Genomic DNA, 17,179 nt, shown 5'->3' on the forward strand with positions numbered 1-17,179 from the left:
CTTTACGAGTAGATGGACGAACACAAACGGAGGTTGACGTGCGGACAGGACGAAGAACGGTCATCAGCGCGTTCCTGTTGTCCGCCGCGCTCGTCGTAGCCGGCTGCTCGTCGAGCGAGACCGGCAACCCCAACGCCGCGGGTGAGGCTCCCAAGGAAGGCGAGACCGCCGCGAAGGCCAAGATCGTCGCAGACCCGGCTCCGGACGCCAAGGAGGTCGAGGTCCTCAAGCCGATCAAGATCTCGGTCACCGACGGCTCGCTCACCGAGGCCAAGCTGACCAACCAGGAAGGCAAAGAGGTCAAGGGCGAGATCGCCGCCGACAAGCTCAGCTGGACCGCCACCGAGAGCCTCGGGTACGGCAAGACGTACACGTACGCCGCGAAGGCCAAGGGCTCGGACAACAAGGACGTCGAGCTCAAGGGCAGCTTCAGCACCATGACCCCCGCCAAGCAGGTCAGGGCGACGCTCAACCCGGTCGACAACGCCACGGTCGGCGTCGGCATGCCGGTCAGCGTCAAGTTCGACACCGCGCCCAAGGACAAGGCGGCGGCGGAGAAGGCGCTGAAGGTGGAGACCTCGCCGGGCAAGGTCGAGGGGTCGTGGGCGTGGCTGTCGGCCACCCAGGTCGACTGGCGGCCCAAGGAGTACTGGCCCGCGGGCACGCAGGTCACCGTCACGGCGAAGCTCTTCGGTGTGAACTACGGCAACGGTTACGGCCGCGCCGACGTGAGCAGCAAGTTCAAGATCGGCAAGAACCAGGTGTGGAAGGTGAACACCCCCGACCACAGCCTCAAGCTCTACAAGGACGGCGCGCAGGCCGCGTCGTACCCGTCGAGCAACGGCAAGGACGCCGACCCGAACCTGAACACGCCGAACGGCACGGTCATCGTGATGGCCAAGGAAGCGGTCGGCGACTTCTCCAACCCGCGCTACGGCTACACCAACGTCAAGAAGAAGTGGGCCGTGCGGATCTCCAACCACGGCGAGTTCATCCACGAGAACGAGGAGAACCGCGCCAACATCGGCAAGGCCAACACCTCGCACGGTTGCGTGAACCTCTTCGAGGCCGACGCCAAGGCGGTCTTCGACGTGGCGCAGATCGGTGACCCTGTCGAGGTCACCGGATCCAAGGCATCCTTCCCCACGACATCGGACGTCAACGATTGGCTGTTCTCGTGGGACAAGTGGAAGAGCATGTCGGCCGTGAAGTAGGTTCCGGCGCAGTAACCCTGCACCAGGTCACCGGGGGCAACGGGGTCAGGCTGGCCGTTCGCACGGCCGGGCCGCCCGGTGCCCCTTCGATCGTTCTGCTGCACGGGTGGGCCCAGTCCGGCGCCGCGTTCGCCGCGCAGCTCGCCGACCCGACGCTGACCGCCGAGTACCGCTTGGCCGCGCCGGACCTGCGCGGACATGGCTACTCGGACGTGCCGGACCCGGACGGCGGCTACAGCGACCCGGAGGCGTGGGCCGACGACGTCGCGGCCGTGATCGACCTCGTCGGCAAGCCCGTCGTACTCGTCGGCTGGTCGTACGGCGGCGCCGTGATCACCGACTACCTGCGGGTGTTCGGCGAGGACGACCTGGCCGGGATCGTGTTCGCGTCGGCCGCGGTCGAGGTCGGCAGGGACCGGCCGGGCGCGGGCCCCGGCACCGCCATGCGGTCCGTCGTCCCCTACGTCAACCTCGAGGACCTCGACGCGGCGACCCGCGGGTTCACGGAGTTCGTGCGCGGGATGGCCGAGGGGCACCTGCCGGGTGAGCTCAGCCAGCGGATCGTCGGTGACGCGCTGCGGGTGCCGTGGCAGGTCCGGCGTGCGATGTTCCGCCGTGACTTCGACTCCTCCGGCGTGTTGCAGCGGATCACAGTGCCGACGCTCGTCGCGCACGGCGAACTGGACGCCGTTGTCGACCCCAGTGTGGCGCAGTACACAGTCGGGAAGATTCCGGGCGCGCGGCTGCGTTGGTTCCCAAAGACGGGACATATGCCTTTCGCCGAACGCACCGAGGAGTTCGACGCGATGTTGCTTGAGTTCGCCGGCCAGGTGCTGGAGTGACCCGCTGGCTTCGGCCGCCGCGCCGTGTCGCGTTGCTGTCGGTGCACACGTCGCCGTTGGAGCAGCCGGGCACGGGTGACGCGGGCGGGATGAACGTGTACATCGCCCAGACCGCGACGAAGATGGCCGAACGCGGGATCGCGGTCGAGGTCTTCACGCGGGCTACCTCATCCGAGTTGCCACCGGTGGCTGAGATGGTGCCCGGTGTTCTGGTGCGGCACGTGCACGCGGGCCCGTACGAGGTGCTCGACCGCAACGAGTTGCCCGCGCAGCTGTGTGCCTTCACCGCCGCCGTGTTGCGGACCGAGGCGCACAACGAGCCCGGCTTCTACGACCTCGTGCATTCGCACTACTGGCTGTCCGGGCAGGTCGGATGGTTGGCGCGGGACCGCTGGGGTGTGCCGCTCGTGCACACCGCGCACACCCTGGCCAGGGTGAAGAACGCGGCGCTCGCCGACGGCGACACGCCGGAGCCCAGGACGCGGGAGATCGGTGAGCAGCAGGTCGTCGACCAGGCCGACAGCCTGGTGGCCAACACCGAGATGGAGGCCGACGACCTGATCCGCTGCTACGACGCGGACCCGGCGAAGGTCACCACGGTCTCGCCCGGGGTGGACCTCGAGCAGTTCACCCCCGGTTCGCAGCAGGCCGCACGGCGCGCGCTGGGGATCGCGCCGGACGCGACGGTGTTCGCGTTCGTCGGCCGGATCCAGCCGTTGAAGGCGCCGGACGTGCTGCTGCACGCCGCCGCGCAACTGCTGGCGAGCGGCAAGGCCGACCGGTCGAGGCTCGTGGTGCTGGTGGTCGGTGGCCCGTCGGGGACCGGGCTGGAGCAGCCCCGCGCGTTGCAGGACCTGGCCGCGCGGCTGGAGATCGCCGACGTGGTGCGGTTCCTGCCGCCGCTGCCGGGACCGGAGCTGGCACAGGTGTACCGCGCCGCGGACGCGGTCGCCGTGCCCAGCCACAACGAGTCGTTCGGGCTCGTCGCCCTGGAGGCGCAGGCCTGCGGCACGCCGGTCGTCGCCACGGACGTCGGCGGCCTGCGCGTCGCGGTGGACCACGGGGTCTCCGGCCTGCTGGTGCCGGGGCACTCCGCGATCGAATGGGCGAACGCCTTGGCGCGCTTGAGTTTCTCGGGACTGCGCGAACAGCTGGCCGTCGGGGCGACGGAACACGCGCGTGCGTTCTCGTGGGATCGCACCACGGACGACCTGATCGGTGCCTACACGCGTGCTGCGGTAGCGTTCCGGCAGGAGGTGGTCGCGTGACCGATGTGGACGCGGTGATCAAGTCCACTTTGGAGGAACGGGAGATCGCCTTCGAGCGCCCCGAGCCCGGCAAGTACTTCGTGACCCTGCCGGGCACGAAGAAGCTGCGCACCAACTGCTGGCTCATCGCAGGCGCGCACGCGCTCGTGGTCGAGGCGTTCGTCTGCCGCCGCCCGGACGAGGCGCACGAGCAGGTCTACCGGTTCCTGTTGCGCCGCAACGCCAAGCTCTACGGCGTGCACTACACGATCGACGACGTCGGCGACATCTACCTGCTGGGCCGGATCGGCCTGCACGCGGTCACCCCGGACGAGCTGGACCGACTGCTCGGGCAGGTGCTCGAAGCGGCGGACGGCGATTTCAACGTCCTGCTCGAGATCGGGTTCGCCTCGTCGATCAGGCGCGAGTGGGAGTGGCGGACCTCGCGGGGCGAGTCGCTGGCCAACCTCAAGGCGTTCGAACACCTGACGAAGCCGGACAGTGATCGACGGGTGTCCGACTCGTAATCACTTTCCGGACAACTCGCCTGGTGGGTGCTTCCGTCTGTGGTGCATGAGCAGACGAAAGAGTGGCTTGGTCATCTCTGCCGGGGTGGCACTGCTTCTGGGGTTGGCGGCGTGCTCGGAAAGCAGCAGCGGGGGCCTCAGCGGCAGCAGCGCTCAGGAGGGCGTCGCGCGGCCCGCCCAGCCGAACAACGTCGGGGGTGGGGCTGGGGGCGGCGCGGGCAAGCAGCAGGCACCGACGCAGGCAGGGCAGCCGCAGGAGCAGGCGCCGGTGCAGGAACGCAAGCTCGTGCAGACAGCGCGGGTCGACATGACCGTGAAGGACACCTTCAAGGCAGTGTCCGACGCCCGATCGATCGCCACCGCCAACCAGGGATTCACCGGGCAGGAGGAATCCAGTGGTGACAGGGCCTCCATCACGCTGCGTGTGCCCGCCGACAAGTTCGACACCGCACTGCGCCAACTGGCGGACATCGGCACCATCCGCTCGCAGCACAAGCAGGCCGACGACGTCACCGAGCAGGTCGTCGACCTCGAGTCGCGGCTGAACACGCAGCGTCAGAGCGTGACGCGGATGCAGGCGCTGCTCGCCCGTGCGACGAGCGTCGCCGAGATCGCGCAGATCGAGGGCGAGCTGACCCGCCGTCAGGCCGATCTGGAGTCGTTGCAGGGCAGGCGGGACGCGCTCGGTGGCAAGGTGGCACTGTCCACAGTGACACTCACGCTCGGCAGGGAGGCCGCGCCACCGGCACCGGTGCGGGCCGAGAGCGGCGGCGGGTTCTTCGACGGGCTGACCGACGGCTGGGACGCCTTCGGCACCTTCTTCACCGGCCTGACCCGCGTACTCGGCGCGGTGCTGCCATTCCTGGTGGCACTCGGCATACCGGCCGGTCTGGTGCTCTACTTCCGACGCAGGCGTAGGAAGCCCGCCGTGCCGGTGACGGAAAGTACGTGAGGTCAAGGAGTGTTACACAGGACGGCTCGAGCGAGGGGGAGTCGCGTTCCCGAGCCGCCCTGTGACACTTCTCCCGCGCCGTACGCGTGGGGCGGGGGGCACCCCAGCGTTCCAGCGGGGTGCGGCTCGACAGGGGAGACGAGCCGCGGGCTGCGTCCCGCCGGCTGGGGAGTGCGTGGGAGCCAACCAGTGGGAGCTTTGCCAACTTGGCAGAGTCCCACGCCGAGAGCAAGCCTGCCGCTTACCCCATTCGGGTTTTAACCCTGAAAACGAGTCACAGTTCTATTTCGGACTCCGGCCGGGTGACAACCGGCTGTGTGCCGGTGCGCCGAAAGGCCTTGTCCGAGCGCACCTGTTCGGGTGAAGCCCGCGTCGATCTGGCAGGCTCGCGGTATGGCAGTCGGAACCCTGGTCCTGCTCCGCCACGGCGAGAGCGTGTGGAACGCACAGAACCTGTTCACCGGATGGGTGGACGTCCCCCTGTCCGACAAGGGCGTGGAGGAGGCGCGGCGCGGCGGGCAGTTGCTGCGTGACGCGGGCATCCTGCCTGACGTCGTGCACACCTCGTTGCTGCGGCGCGCGATCTCCACCGCCAACATCGCGCTCGACGGAGCCGACCGGCACTGGATCCCGGTGCGCAGGGACTGGCGGCTCAACGAACGCCACTACGGTGCGTTGCAGGGCAAGAACAAGAAGCAGACCCTGGCGGAGTTCGGCGAGGAGCAGTTCATGCTCTGGCGCCGCAGCTACGACACGCCGCCACCGCCGATCGAACTGGGCACCGAGTTCAGCCAGGACAGTGATCCGCGTTACACCGGCATCGACGTCCCGCGCACCGAGTGCCTCAAGGACGTCGTCGCCCGCATGCTGCCGTACTGGGACGAGGCGGTCGTGCCGGACCTGCGGGCGGGCAGGACCGTTCTGCTCGCCGCGCACGGCAACTCGTTGCGCGCCTTGGTCAAACACCTCGACGGCGTCAGCGAGGACGCGATCGCCGGGCTGAACATCCCGACCGGCATCCCGCTGCGCTACGACCTGGACGACGAGTTGAAGCCGACCAACCCGGGCGGGACCTACCTGGACCCGGACGCGGCGGCCGACGCGATCAAAGCGGTAGCCAACCAGGGTCGTTGACAGGTACGGTCCGCGCAGACGCCCACAAGGTGAGGAGGTGAGGGCCGTGTTCGTTTCGATTTCGACTGTCATGCGCTCCCACCTCGTTCCGGCGTTCTGAGACCGGGAGCGCGCAGCTTTCCCGGAAGGACCCATACCTGTGACCGATCTGGTCATCCGCGCCCTCACGCAGGGCGAAGAACACCTTTTCACCGGCTACGAGCGGCCCGACGTCGTCGGGTTCGCCTTCTTCGGCCGGACCTACGGCGATTTCCTGGCGAAGAACGAGTACCGCCCCGAGTGGACGTGGGTGGCGCTGCGCGGCGACCGTGTCGTCGCGCGCGCCGCCTGGTGGGGCGGCCCCGACGACTCCGAGCCGATGACCCTCGACTGGTTCGACTTCGACGACCCCGAAGCGGGCGAGGCGCTGCTGCGCGCGGCGCCGTTCCGCGTCGAGTACTGCCTGGCCCTCCCGGCGAATTGGCGGGACGACCCGGCGACCAGCGAGGCGGCGCGGTCCAGGATCGACGTCGCTGTCAAGGCGGGGATGAAGCCGGTCGTGGAACGGCTGCGCTACACCTGGACCCCGGCCGACGGCCTGCCGCCGCGGCCGCGGCGGCTGGAGTTCCGCGAGGAGCCGGACGACGAGGCGATCGTGTCCGTCCTCGCCGCCGTGCAGCGCGGCAGCCTGGACGCGCACAAGGTCGCCGACCTGCGCACGATGACCCCCGAGCAGGCCGCGCGCTCCGAACTGGAGGACCTGAAGTGGTTCCCCGGCCCGCGCGAGTGGTGGAAGCTGGCGTACACACCGGACGGTGAACTCGTCGGCATCACCATCCCGACGAAGAACTTCACCGGCCCGGTCGTCGGGTTCATCGGCGTCGTGCCCGAACAGCGGGGGCACGGCTACGCCTACGACCTGCTCGTCGAATGCACCCACCTGCTGGTCGAGGCGGGGGCGACGCGGATCGCGGCGGACACGGACATGACCAACCACCCGATGGCCGCGAACTTCCGGCGCGCCGGGTATCCGATAACCCAGGAACGCGTCTTCCTCGACTGGTAAACCCTCAGATGAGGCCCAGCTCCCGGGCCCTGGCTCCGGCCTGGAACCGGGAGTTGGCACCCAGGGTCGCCAGCAGGTCGTCCACCCGGCGGCGGTAGGTCCGTAACGAGATGCCCATCGCGCGTGCCGCTCCGTCGTCCGGCGCGCCGGAGCCGAGCAGCTCCAGGATGCGTGGCGCGACCTCCCACAGTTCGCTGTAGGTGCGCTCGTAGTCCTCGAGACTCGTCGCCTCGCCCCACACCTGGTTGAAGAGCGTGAGCACGCCCTGCACCACGCCGGGGATCCAGACGACGGTGAACGTCCGGTCACCGCCCGCGATGATCGCCACCCGCCGGTCGACGATGACCGCCTCGTTCAGGTCACGGGTGGTGATCCGCACCTCGGCGCCCGTCGCGGCCACGTGCCGTGCGTGCTGGGCGCTGGTCGGGTCGAGCAGCACGCCCGGCCGGTAGAGCTTGCGGATCCTGCCCTGCATCGGCGGCTGGTTGTGCGAGGCCCACGTGCGCACGTCGCAGGCGGCGAACGTGACTTCGCGGGCCTTGTCGAAGAGGTGCCACGTGCGCTGATACAGCTCGCGGTGCCCGCGTAGCACGACGACTCCAGCACGTGTCTCCATGAGGCTTCTGAGTCTTGTCTCGCCGACCCCACTCCGTCAACGGCCGGTCTTTTGGACACGATTGGGTGAACTGGGATCGACCTGTAGGCGAACAACGCCCAGAACGGTGTCGTGGGGATCACGGAAGGCACTTCGGACTAGTACAACCGGCCCTCTGCCTGCTTACCATTCGGCTGTGACCGCACCGGCCTACCTGGCCTTGTCGATCTGCGCACTGCTGATCGGCGGCATCGTCGGTTACCTCCTCGGACGGGCTCGCAGCCGCAAAACGGCGCGCAAGCCGTCCGGGCCGACGGTGGCCGACCTCATCCAGCGCCTTGTCCACGACTCCCACAACGGCGTAGCCGTCGTGAACCCGTTCGGCGGAGTCGTCCTCTTCAACCCGCGAGCCGACGCGCTCGGTGTCGTGTCGAACAACAGACTCGACGACCGGGCCCGCCTGGCGGCGGAGGGGGTGGCCGAGAGCGGCGAGGCCGTCGAGATCGACCTGATGCCGCTGGAGACGCGAGGCAGGCAACCATCGGCCGTCCGCGCCGAGATCCGGCCGCTGGTCGACGGCTTCACCGTGGTCGACGCCTCCGACGAGTCCGAGTCCGTCCGGCTGGAGGCGACCAGGCGCGACTTCGTGGCCAACGTCAGCCACGAGCTCAAGACCCCGGTCGGCGCGATGGCCCTGCTGGCGGAGGCCCTGCTGGACGCGACCGACGACGTCGAACAGGTCCGCAGCTTCGGCAGCAAGATCCTGCGCGAGGCGACCAGGCTGGGCACGCTCGTCACCGAACTGATCGCGTTGTCGCGGCTGACCGGCGCGGAGAAGCTGCCCGAGCTCAACTCGGTCGACGTGGACGGGGTCGTCCAGGAGGCGCTCGGCCGGACCACGCTCACCCTTGAGCACAGCGGTGTGGAGATCGCCACGGACGAACCGAGCGGCCTGCTCGTCGACGGCGACCGCACGCTGCTGGTCACCGCGTTGAGCAACCTGCTGGAGAACGCCGTGGCGTACTCGTCGCCCGGCAGTCCGGTGTCGATCAGCAGGCGGATGCACGACGGGTATGTCGAGATCGCCGTGACCGACCGCGGCATCGGCATCGCCGAAGACCACCAGCAGCGCGTGTTCGAACGGTTCTACCGGGTGGACAAGGCCCGCTCGCGCGTCACCGGCGGGACGGGCCTGGGCCTCGCGATCGTCAAGCACGTGGCCGCCAACCACGGCGGTGAGGTCAAGCTGTGGAGCAAGCCGGGGACGGGCTCCACGTTCACCCTGCGGATCCCGGCACGACGGGTCAACGGGGACAAGGTTCTCGCGCGGGTACCCGCGCCGAGTGCGGAAATCGGAACTGGAGGAGCGCTGTGACGAGGGTTCTCATTGTCGAGGACGAGGAGTCCTTCGCCGACCCCCTTGCCTTCCTGCTGCGCAAGGAGGGCTTCACCGCGGCCGTGGCGGGCACGGGCCAGCAGGCGCTCGAGGAGTTCGACCGCAACGGGGCGGACATCGTGCTGCTCGACCTGATGCTGCCGGGCATGAGCGGCACGGACGTGTGCAAGGCGCTGCGCCAACGCTCCGCCGTCCCCGTGATCATGGTCACGGCCCGCGACAGTGAGATCGACAAGGTCGTCGGCCTCGAACTGGGCGCCGACGACTACGTCACCAAGCCCTACTCGGCCCGTGAGCTGATCGCGCGCGTGCGCGCCGTGCTGAGGCGTGGCGGCGAGGGCGGCGCCGAGGGCGAGCTGCTGCCGCAGGTCCTGGCGGCAGGCCCGGTCCGGATGGACGTCGAGCGGCACGTGGTGACTGTGGACGGCGCCGAGGTGTCGTTGCCGCTCAAGGAGTTCGACCTGCTCGAGTACCTGCTGCGCAACGTCGGCCGGGTGCTGACCCGCGGCCAGCTGATCGACCGGGTGTGGGGAGCCGACTACGTCGGTGACACCAAGACGCTCGACGTGCACGTCAAGCGGTTGCGCTCGAAGATCGAACCGGACCCGTCGTCCCCGCGGCACCTGGTCACTGTCCGAGGGCTCGGGTACAAGTTCGAGTCCTGACGAGCATGTGCCAGGCGGGCCGTTCCCACCGCCAGGTAACGTTTCGGTTTATGCGCCTTGGCGTACTGGATGTCGGTTCCAACACCGTCCACCTCCTCGTGGTGGACGCGCACCGTGGTGCCCACCCGCTCCCGGCGCGTTCCGAGAAGACGGTGTTGCGGCTGGCCGAGCGCATCACCAAGGCAGGCGACCTGTCGAAACACGGCGCAGACGAGCTGGTGCGCACCGTGGCGACGGCCAAGCGGTCGGCGGCCGAACTCGGCTGCGAGGACTTGATGGCGTTCGCCACATCCGCCGTCCGCGAGGCCGACAACGCTGTTGGCGTACTCGAACGTGTACGCAACGAGACCGGTGTGCACCTGCAGGTGCTGTCCGGTGAGGACGAGGCGAGGCTCACATTCCTCGCCGCCCGCCGGTGGTACGGCTGGTCCGCGGGCAGGCTGCTGGTGCTCGACATCGGTGGCGGCTCGCTGGAACTGGCGGTCGGCCGGGACGAGAATCCGGATCGAGCGATCTCCGTGCCGCTCGGCGCGGGCAGGCTGACCAGGACCCGGTTCCGCGGCGACCCGCCCACCCGCGACGAGATCGCCGAGACAGCGGGCTGGCTGGAAGATCAGCTTGCGCCGGTGGCCAAGAAGATGCTCAAGTACGGCGAACCCGATCGGGTGGTCGCGACGTCGAAGACCTTCCGGTCACTGGCGAGACTCACCGGTGCCGCGCCATCCTCGTCGGGACCACGGGTGCGCCGGGTGCTCACCGACGCCGGCTTGCGCCAGTTGCTCGCGTTCATCTCCAGGATGTCCGCGCACGACCTGGCCGAGCTGGAGGGCGTGAGCGCGAGCCGGGCGCACCAGTTGGTCGCGGGCGCGCTTGTGGCACAGGCCACGATGCGCGCGTTAGGACAGCCGGAACTGGAGATCTGCCCGTGGGCTTTGCGCGAAGGTGTCATCCTGCGGCGGTTGGACCAGGAGCCGAAATGACAACGCGGAGCACTGGACTGTTGCGCCCGCATTGGGCACGGTGGAGGAGATGACTCGAGGAGAGGAAGGCCCGGAGCGCAACCAGCGCACGGTGGCAGAGCTGCTCGCCAAGTACGGCGGCAGCTCCGAGGAGGCCGCGCCGCCGAGACGGCGCCGCCGCCGTGCCGATGACGCCGAGGAGACCGCTCCCCAGGCCATCATCGACCGGGTCATGTCCGACAGCGGCAACCTGCCGAGGATCCCGGCGGAGGAGCCACCCGCCCCGGCCGGCCGACGTCCGCCGCCGCCCGTGACCGGCCGGAGGCGGTCCGGTCCCGGCCACCAGTCGTCGGCGCAGCTGCCGCTGCCCAAGCCGCAACCGCAGGCGCCGTCGCCCGCGGCGCAGCCGACCCAGCGGCAGATGCCGCCGGTTCCGCCGCCGCCCGGCACAGCGGAGCGGCGTCAGCCGACCGAGCAACGCAGGCTGCCCCAGAACCCGGCCCAGGGCTCGGTGCAGAACTCGCAGTCGATACCGCGCCCGAAGCCGCAACCACCGGGCCCGCAGGGCCAACAGAGCGCGCAGTGGCCGACGCCACCGCCGATGGCCCCACCGCCGCCCGCTGCCGAGGCGGGTGGCCTCGCCGCGCGTCTCGACGGCCGTCAGGACAGCCGCGCGGACATGCGCCCGCCGGTCGATCAGCCGCCGATGCCCATGGAGGGCGTCACCGAGCAGATGCCCCGCATCCCGGACGAGCTGCCGCCGGGACCGTCAGGCGGTCCGGGTACCCGCACGGGCCAGCACCCCGCGCCGCACCGCGTCGCACGGACCCAGCGGTCCATGCCGATGCCCCAGCCGGGCTTCCCGCCTCAGGAGTTCCCGCCGCAGGAGTTCCCGCAGCACGAACCGGACGAGCAGGACAACTACCCGACCGAGTTCCACGGTTTCAAGCCGGTCGGCGGGGACCAGTCGACGCAGTTCGTCGAGGGCATCGAACGCGAGGAGGACGACGAGTACGACTCGCGTCCGTCGATGCCGTCGATCGAGCACGACGAGCCGCTCGTCGCGGACGACGACTTCGACGACCTCGACGAGGACGAAGCCGAGGACAAGCCCGAGTCGCCGGTCAAGGAATGGCTGTCCATGGCCGGGCAGCTCGCGATCGGCGTGGTCGGCGGTGCCGCGCTCTGGCTCGGCTTCAACTGGCTGTGGGGCAAGCTGCCCGCGGCCGCGCTGGTCGTCGCGCTGGTCGTGATCGTCGGTCTGGTCTGGGTGGTCCGCAAGATCCGGCGCGCCGACGACCTGCAGACCACGGTCCTGACAGTGCTCGTCGGCCTGGTCGTCACGGTCTCGCCCGCAGCCATGCTGCTGCTCAACAAGTAGTGGGCCGCATCCCGGTCGGGCTGTCGACGGCGTCGGTGTGGCCGCAGAACGCGGCCGCCGGGTTCCAGATCGCGGGCGCGCTCGGCTACGACGGCGTCGAGGTGATGGTCTGGGCGGACGCGATCAGCCAGGACGTGGACGCGTTGCGGCGCTGCGCCCGCAACCACGGCGTGCCCGTGCTCGCGGTGCACGCGCCGTGTTTGCTGATCACGCAACGGATCTGGTCGCCGGACCCGGAGGTGCGGCTGCGCCGTGCGGTGGAGGCGGCGACGGACCTGAACGCGCCGACCGTCGTCGTGCACCCGCCGTTCCGGTGGCAGCGTCGTTACGCCGACAAGTTCCCGGACCTGGTGGCGTCGCTGGAGGACGAATCGGGTGTGGCGATCGCGGTGGAGAACATGTTCCCGGTCAAACCGTTGGCCCGCGCGAGAAGCGTGTCGGCGTTCAAGCCGTCGATCGACCCGACCGAAGCCGGGCACCGGCACTACACACTGGACCTGTCGCACACAGCCGCCGCGCAGGAGGACGCGATGGCGTTGGCGAAGCGGATGGGCCGGGGACTCAGGCACGTGCACCTCGCGGACGGCACGGGCGCTCCGCGGGACGAGCACCTGATCCCCGGGCACGGCACCCAGCCGTGCGACCAGGTCTGTGAAACGTTGGCAGCAAACGGTTTCGACGGCCAAGTGGTACTGGAGATCAATACCCGCAACGCGCGCAGCCCCGCCGAACGGGCCAAGGACCTCGCCGAATCGCTCCTTTTCGCACGTCTGCACCTGGACGCCGGCGAGAACCGTTAACTGTTCGCGCATTCGCCCGGATGCCTGATTGACACTGGATCACCTGCGTACAAAAGGGATACGGCCGAAAGTGATCTTGGTACGTGGTCGTAGAGTCTGTTCGTGCACCCGCTGCGATCGCTGATCCTCGCGGCGGCCGGCAACGACGCGATCCGTCGTCTGGTGGCCACCGCTCCGGTCAGCCGAGAAGTCGTCCGGCGGTTCGTCGCGGGCGAGCGGACAGCCGACGCGATCCGCGTGACGCGGGAAATCGCCGCGTCCGGCCGTTGCGTCACGCTCGACCACCTCGGCGAGGACGTGGCCGATGCGGCACAGGCCAACCGGAACGTGCGCGCCTACACGGATCTGCTGGACGCGCTGCACGCGGAAGGACTCACGGCCAGAGCCGAGGTGAGCGTGAAGCTCTCCGCCGTCGGCCAGAAACTCGACGAACGGCTCGCGCTGGACAATGCGTCGCGCGTATGTGCCGCCGCGGAACAATGCGGCACCACGGTCACGCTGGACATGGAGGACCACACAACCACCGAATCGACTCTGCGTGTGCTGCGCGAGTTGCGCCGCAGCTGGCCGTCGACAGGCGCCGTGCTGCAGAGTTGCCTGCGGCGTGCGCTGGCTGACTGCGAGGCGCTCGCGGACAGCCGGGTCCGGCTGGTGAAGGGCGCTTACGCGGAACCGGAGTCAGTCGCGTTCGACGGTCACGAGGTGGATCGGAACTACGTGCGTTGTGTGAACGCACTCCTTTCCGGCGATGGGTACCCGATGTTCGCAACCCACGATCCCCGTCTGGTGCGTATTGTCGCTGAACGGGCGCGTTGGTATGACCGGAAGCCGGGAACCTACGAGTACCAAATGCTTTTCGGAGTCCGGCAGGACGAACAGCGCCGGCTGGCCAGGGAGGGGGAGACAGTGCGGGTATACGTGCCCTATGGCTCTCAGTGGTACGGGTATTTGATGCGCCGATTGGCCGAAAGACCGGCCAACACAGCATTTTTCGCGCGTGCACTGGTCAGCCATTCGTGAACGGGCGTGGAAGCAACGTGATCTCGTTCAGTACAGCCGCAGCCATCCGCCCACTGGGCGATGGCACATTCACCGCGGAATTGCCGGCCGAATGGACAGTCGGTGGCAAACCGCACGGTGGTTTCCTGCTCGCGCTGCTCGCCAAGACGGCGGTCGCGCTGCACACAGGCAACGGCACACCGCTCGTGGACCCGCTCGCGGTCAGTGCCCAGTTCCTGCACTCGCCCGGTGTCGGCCCGGCCCTGCTGCGCACCGAGGTGCGCAAGACAGGCAGGCAGGCGACCGTGGTCGCGGTCAATCTCGAGCAACGCGGCCGCAGCTGCGTCGAGGCCGTGATCACCACAGGCCGCCTGCCCCGTGACCGCGCGGCGTGGACGGACCTGCCCAACCAACCGGCCGAGCCGCCCGGCAACGCGATCGACATCTCGAACCTGCCGTCGGCGTCGATGTTCCGGCTGACCGAGGGCTGCGACGTCCGCCTGGACCCGTCCGGCGCGGGCTTCCTGCACGGGCACGTCGGCGACCCGCTGCGGCTGCGGCTGTGGGCCAGGCCACGCGGCGAGCACGCGGATCCGTTGTTCGCGCTCGTCGCCGGTGACATCTCGATGCCGGTCACGTTCAACCTCGGCCGCATGGGGTGGTCTCCCGCCGTGCAGCTGACCGCGTTGCTGCGGTCCAGGCCCGCGCCGGGCTGGCTGCGCATCCAGGTCGACTGCCGCGCCGTGCACGGCGCGTGGTTCGACTCGGACGCCACCGTGGTGGACTCGACCGGTCGCCTGGTGTGCCAGGCACGGCAGCTGGCCCTGACAGCGACAACGGGCTGATCTGGCACGCTAATGGGTCATGACGACCATCGCTGTGCTGGGGGCTGGCAAGATCGGTGAGGCGCTGCTGTCCGGGTTGTTGTCCGGTGGGCGCAGCCCGGACGAGCTGCTGTTCACCGAGCGCTACGAGGAGCGCGCGGTGGCGCTGAGCAAGCAGTACGGCGTCCGGGCGGTGGACGTGCCGACCGCGGCGCTCGAGGCCGACGTGCTCGTGGTCGCCGTCAAGCCGCAGGACATCGACCCGGTGCTGGAGGAGCTCGCGCCGGTCGTGAGCGATCGCAACCTCGTCGTGTCGCTCTGTGCCGGCCTGCCCACGTCGTTGTACGAGCGCAAGCTGCCCGACAGCGTGCCGGTGGTGCGCGTGATGCCGAACACGCCGATGCTGGTCGGTCAGGCGATGAGCGTGATCTCCGCGGGCAAGCACGCCCAGCAGCGGCACCTCGAGCTGGTCGAGGAGCTGTTGTCCACGGTCGGCGAGGTGATCAGGGTGCCCGAGGCGCAGCAGGACGCGGTCACGGCACTGTCCGGTTCCGGCCCGGCCTACTTCTTCTACCTGGTCGAGGCCATGATCGACGCGGGCATCCTGCTCGGCATCCCGCGCAACGTCGCCGAGAAGCTGATCATCCAGTCGGCCGTCGGCGCGGCGACGATGATGGCCGAGACGGGCACGCACCCGGTGATCCTGCGTGAGGCCGTCACGTCACCCGCGGGCACCACGATCATGGCCATCCGCGAGCTCGAGCGACACGGTGTGCGCGCCGCGTTGCTCGCCGCGATCGAGGCCGCGCGGGATCGTTCCCAGGAGCTGGGCAAGGCCCACGAGGGTTGACTCGGCGTGTCTGCCCGCCGGTATGCACAAACGCGTTTGGCGGGTCGCATGTGTCACACGTGTCCCGCTACTCTCTGGAGAAGCACGTGCGTGTCGATACTGTCGATGGGGAAGATCGGCAGCGCGACGCGTGGCTAAGGACGCGTGAACCATGCCGACCAACAACAGAAGTGAGCCGACTTCGATCACCCAGGTCCAGTTCCTGACGGTGGCCGAGGTCGCCAAGATGATGCGGGTCTCGAAGATGACCGTCTACCGGCTCGTGCACTCCGGCGAGCTGCCGGCCGTGCGGGTCGGGAAGTCGTTCCGGGTGCCGGAAAAAGCTGTCCACACCTACCTCGAGAACGCCTACTTCGACGCTGGATGAGGGAGCTCGGTGACCGCCGGGTAAACTCGGCGGTCGCTGCGTGTGCCCTGATGTGGCCCTGCGCGGATACGAACCAATCGACAGGTAAGGCGAGGACCCCGTATGGGCTCGGTTATCAAGAAGCGCCGCAAGCGCATGTCCAAGAAGAAGCACCGCAAGCTGCTGCGCAAGACCAGGCACGCGCGTCGCAAGCAGGGCAAGTGACCCCCGGTCTAGACCGATCGGGTGAGAATCGCAAAACCCTGTGTGACCTGCGTTAACACCTCGTATCTCCGGGCCGGTTCAGGCACCTGGGCCAGGTAGGCTACCGGCGGTCAGTTGCGCCTGTAGAGGGGATCGAATGACGCCGAAGGTCGTCTTGGTCACCGGAGCAGGCGGGTACGTCGGAGCACATCTGGCCGCACGCCTCGCCGCCAACCCGGATATCGAACGAGTTCTCGGAGTGGACACCGCTCCGCCCGCCAAGGATCTCCTGAAGACCATGGGGCGGGCGGAGTTCGTCCGCGCCGACATCCGCAACCCGCTGATCGCGAAGGTCATCTCCTCCGCCCGTGTCGACACGGTCGTGCACGCCGCGACCACGGCCAACCCACCGGGACCGGCCCGTCGCACGGCGATCAAAGAGATGAACGTGATCGGCACCATGCAGCTGCTCGCGGCGTGCCAGCGTTCGCCGCAGCTGCGCAAGCTCGTGGTGAAGTCCACCGCCGCTGTCTACGGCGCGGGCGCGCGTGTACCGGCCGTCTGCAGCGAGGACATGGCCCCGAAGGACATCTCCAGCGGAGGCTACGCCAAGGACGCGGTCGAAGTCGAAGGCTACGTGCGCGGTTTCACACGCCGCCGTCCTGACGTCCGTGTGACGACCATGCGGCTGACGAACATGATCGGCCCGGGCATCGACACGGTGCTCACGCGGTACTTCGCGTTGCCCGTCGTGCCGACCGTACTCGGCTACGACGCGCGCGTTCAGCTGTTGCACCCCGAAGACGCGTTGGCCGTTCTCGAGCGCGCCACCACAACTGACCTCCCCGGCGTGTACAACGTAGGTGGGGACGGTGTGCTCACGTTGTCCCAGGCGATTCGCAGGGCCGGTCGCGTTGGTGTGCCGGTGCCGCGAGTCGCGATGCCCACTGCCGCGCGGGTGTTCCGCAACGCGCGGGTCGTGGACTTCTCGGACGACCAGATCCAGTTCCTGAACTACGGCCGGGTTGTGGACACCACCAGGCTGAAGCAGGATTTCGGCTTCACACCGCGGTGGAGCACACGACAGGCGTTCGATGACTACGTACACGGCCGGGGCCTGCGTCCGGTGCTCGATCCGGGCCGCCTCGCCGCACTGGAGAACAGGATCCGCCGAACCGATGGGTGAAAGGGTCATGCAG

19 protein-coding genes are annotated in these 17,179 nt (G+C 68.9%); 18 read left to right on the forward strand and 1 reads right to left on the reverse strand.

Annotated features, from left to right (window positions below; translation table 11 throughout):
* Positions 1–38: 38 nt before the first annotated feature.
* From ALI144C_RS45485 to ALI144C_RS45515, 7 genes are all read left to right on the forward strand, one after another.
* Positions 39–1,214 (forward strand): L,D-transpeptidase, encoded by a 1,176-nt coding sequence (locus tag ALI144C_RS45485; RefSeq protein WP_076993445.1) that lies wholly within the window; start codon positions 39–41, stop codon positions 1,212–1,214.
* Positions 1,187–2,056, forward strand: coding sequence for an alpha/beta fold hydrolase (locus ALI144C_RS45490; protein WP_237774623.1), 870 nt, complete (start codon positions 1,187–1,189; stop codon positions 2,054–2,056). Before ALI144C_RS45485 ends, ALI144C_RS45490 begins: the two co-directional genes overlap by 28 nt.
* Positions 2,053–3,324, forward strand: coding sequence for a D-inositol-3-phosphate glycosyltransferase (gene mshA, locus ALI144C_RS45495; RefSeq protein ID WP_076993446.1), 1,272 nt, complete (start codon positions 2,053–2,055; stop codon positions 3,322–3,324). Before ALI144C_RS45490 ends, mshA begins: the two co-directional genes overlap by 4 nt.
* 5 nt (positions 3,325–3,329) lie before the next feature.
* A complete protein-coding gene (locus ALI144C_RS45500; RefSeq protein ID WP_441297612.1) occupies positions 3,330–3,830 on the forward strand; it encodes a YbjN domain-containing protein in 501 nt (166 codons plus the stop codon).
* An 85-nt stretch (positions 3,831–3,915) separates the two neighbouring features.
* Positions 3,916–4,782, forward strand: a complete 867-nt coding sequence (locus tag ALI144C_RS45505) for a DUF4349 domain-containing protein (protein WP_237774624.1) — start codon at positions 3,916–3,918, stop codon at positions 4,780–4,782.
* A 393-nt stretch (positions 4,783–5,175) separates the two neighbouring features.
* On the forward strand, positions 5,176–5,916 hold the full coding sequence (locus ALI144C_RS45510) for a phosphoglyceromutase (RefSeq protein ID WP_076993449.1): 741 nt from the start codon (positions 5,176–5,178) through the stop codon (positions 5,914–5,916).
* A 139-nt stretch (positions 5,917–6,055) separates the two neighbouring features.
* Positions 6,056–6,961: a GNAT family N-acetyltransferase gene (locus ALI144C_RS45515; RefSeq protein WP_076993450.1), complete on the forward strand. Its 906-nt coding sequence runs from the start codon at positions 6,056–6,058 to the stop codon at positions 6,959–6,961.
* Between the two features lie 4 nt (positions 6,962–6,965).
* Here the strand turns inward: ALI144C_RS45515 and ALI144C_RS45520 are convergent, their stop codons facing one another.
* Positions 6,966–7,577, reverse strand: coding sequence for a response regulator transcription factor (locus ALI144C_RS45520; RefSeq protein ID WP_076993451.1), 612 nt, complete (start codon positions 7,575–7,577; stop codon positions 6,966–6,968).
* Between the two features lie 175 nt (positions 7,578–7,752).
* Between ALI144C_RS45520 and ALI144C_RS45525 the strand changes: the two genes are divergently transcribed.
* From ALI144C_RS45525 to ALI144C_RS45575, 11 genes are all read left to right on the forward strand, one after another.
* Positions 7,753–8,931 (forward strand): sensor histidine kinase, encoded by a 1,179-nt coding sequence (locus ALI144C_RS45525; protein ID WP_076993452.1) that lies wholly within the window; start codon positions 7,753–7,755, stop codon positions 8,929–8,931.
* Positions 8,928–9,617 (forward strand): response regulator transcription factor, encoded by a 690-nt coding sequence (locus ALI144C_RS45530; protein ID WP_054295905.1) that lies wholly within the window; start codon positions 8,928–8,930, stop codon positions 9,615–9,617. Before ALI144C_RS45525 ends, ALI144C_RS45530 begins: the two co-directional genes overlap by 4 nt.
* A 50-nt stretch (positions 9,618–9,667) precedes the next feature.
* A complete protein-coding gene (locus ALI144C_RS45535) occupies positions 9,668–10,597 on the forward strand; it encodes a Ppx/GppA phosphatase family protein (RefSeq protein WP_076993453.1) in 930 nt (309 codons plus the stop codon).
* 49 nt (positions 10,598–10,646) lie between these two features.
* On the forward strand, positions 10,647–11,957 hold the full coding sequence (locus ALI144C_RS58145) for a hypothetical protein (protein WP_237774625.1): 1,311 nt from the start codon (positions 10,647–10,649) through the stop codon (positions 11,955–11,957).
* Complete coding sequence (locus tag ALI144C_RS45545; protein ID WP_076993455.1) at positions 11,957–12,757, forward strand: sugar phosphate isomerase/epimerase family protein; 801 nt, start codon at positions 11,957–11,959, stop codon at positions 12,755–12,757. Before ALI144C_RS58145 ends, ALI144C_RS45545 begins: the two co-directional genes overlap by 1 nt.
* Before the next feature lie 102 nt (positions 12,758–12,859).
* The gene (locus ALI144C_RS45550) at positions 12,860–13,777 is read left to right on the forward strand and encodes a proline dehydrogenase family protein (RefSeq protein WP_076993456.1); all 918 of its coding nucleotides are present in this window, start codon (positions 12,860–12,862) and stop codon (positions 13,775–13,777) included.
* A 20-nt stretch (positions 13,778–13,797) separates the two neighbouring features.
* Entirely contained in the window at positions 13,798–14,601 is an 804-nt protein-coding gene (locus ALI144C_RS45555) for a thioesterase family protein (RefSeq protein ID WP_193441283.1), read from the forward strand.
* Between the two features lie 19 nt (positions 14,602–14,620).
* A complete protein-coding gene (proC, locus tag ALI144C_RS45560) occupies positions 14,621–15,430 on the forward strand; it encodes a pyrroline-5-carboxylate reductase (protein WP_076993458.1) in 810 nt (269 codons plus the stop codon).
* 151 nt (positions 15,431–15,581) lie between these two features.
* Complete coding sequence (locus tag ALI144C_RS45565; RefSeq protein ID WP_054295899.1) at positions 15,582–15,797, forward strand: helix-turn-helix domain-containing protein; 216 nt, start codon at positions 15,582–15,584, stop codon at positions 15,795–15,797.
* 102 nt (positions 15,798–15,899) lie between these two features.
* Positions 15,900–16,001: a 30S ribosomal protein bS22 gene (locus ALI144C_RS45570; RefSeq protein ID WP_076993459.1), complete on the forward strand. Its 102-nt coding sequence runs from the start codon at positions 15,900–15,902 to the stop codon at positions 15,999–16,001.
* 136 nt (positions 16,002–16,137) lie between these two features.
* Positions 16,138–17,166 (forward strand): NAD-dependent epimerase/dehydratase family protein, encoded by a 1,029-nt coding sequence (locus ALI144C_RS45575; RefSeq protein ID WP_076993460.1) that lies wholly within the window; start codon positions 16,138–16,140, stop codon positions 17,164–17,166.
* Positions 17,167–17,179: the final 13 nt, after the last annotated feature.

Source organism: Actinosynnema sp. ALI-1.44 (assembly GCF_001984155.1).
Lineage (GTDB): Bacteria > Actinomycetota > Actinomycetes > Mycobacteriales > Pseudonocardiaceae > Kibdelosporangium.

Excerpts from the sequence above, each read along its gene's own strand:
- ALI144C_RS45510 (WP_076993449.1), top strand. The coding sequence starts at position 5,176 with ATGGCAGTCGGAACCCTGGTCCTGCTCCGCCACGGCGAGAGCGTGTGG.
- ALI144C_RS45520 (WP_076993451.1), bottom strand. The coding sequence starts at position 7,577 with ATGGAGACACGTGCTGGAGTCGTCGTGCTACGCGGGCACCGCGAGCTG.
- ALI144C_RS45535 (WP_076993453.1), top strand. The coding sequence starts at position 9,668 with ATGCGCCTTGGCGTACTGGATGTCGGTTCCAACACCGTCCACCTCCTC.
- ALI144C_RS58145 (WP_237774625.1), top strand. The coding sequence starts at position 10,647 with ATGACTCGAGGAGAGGAAGGCCCGGAGCGCAACCAGCGCACGGTGGCA.
- proC (WP_076993458.1), top strand. The coding sequence starts at position 14,621 with ATGACGACCATCGCTGTGCTGGGGGCTGGCAAGATCGGTGAGGCGCTG.
- ALI144C_RS45565 (WP_054295899.1), top strand. The coding sequence starts at position 15,582 with ATGCCGACCAACAACAGAAGTGAGCCGACTTCGATCACCCAGGTCCAG.
- ALI144C_RS45570 (WP_076993459.1), top strand. The coding sequence starts at position 15,900 with ATGGGCTCGGTTATCAAGAAGCGCCGCAAGCGCATGTCCAAGAAGAAG.
- ALI144C_RS45575 (WP_076993460.1), top strand. The coding sequence starts at position 16,138 with ATGACGCCGAAGGTCGTCTTGGTCACCGGAGCAGGCGGGTACGTCGGA.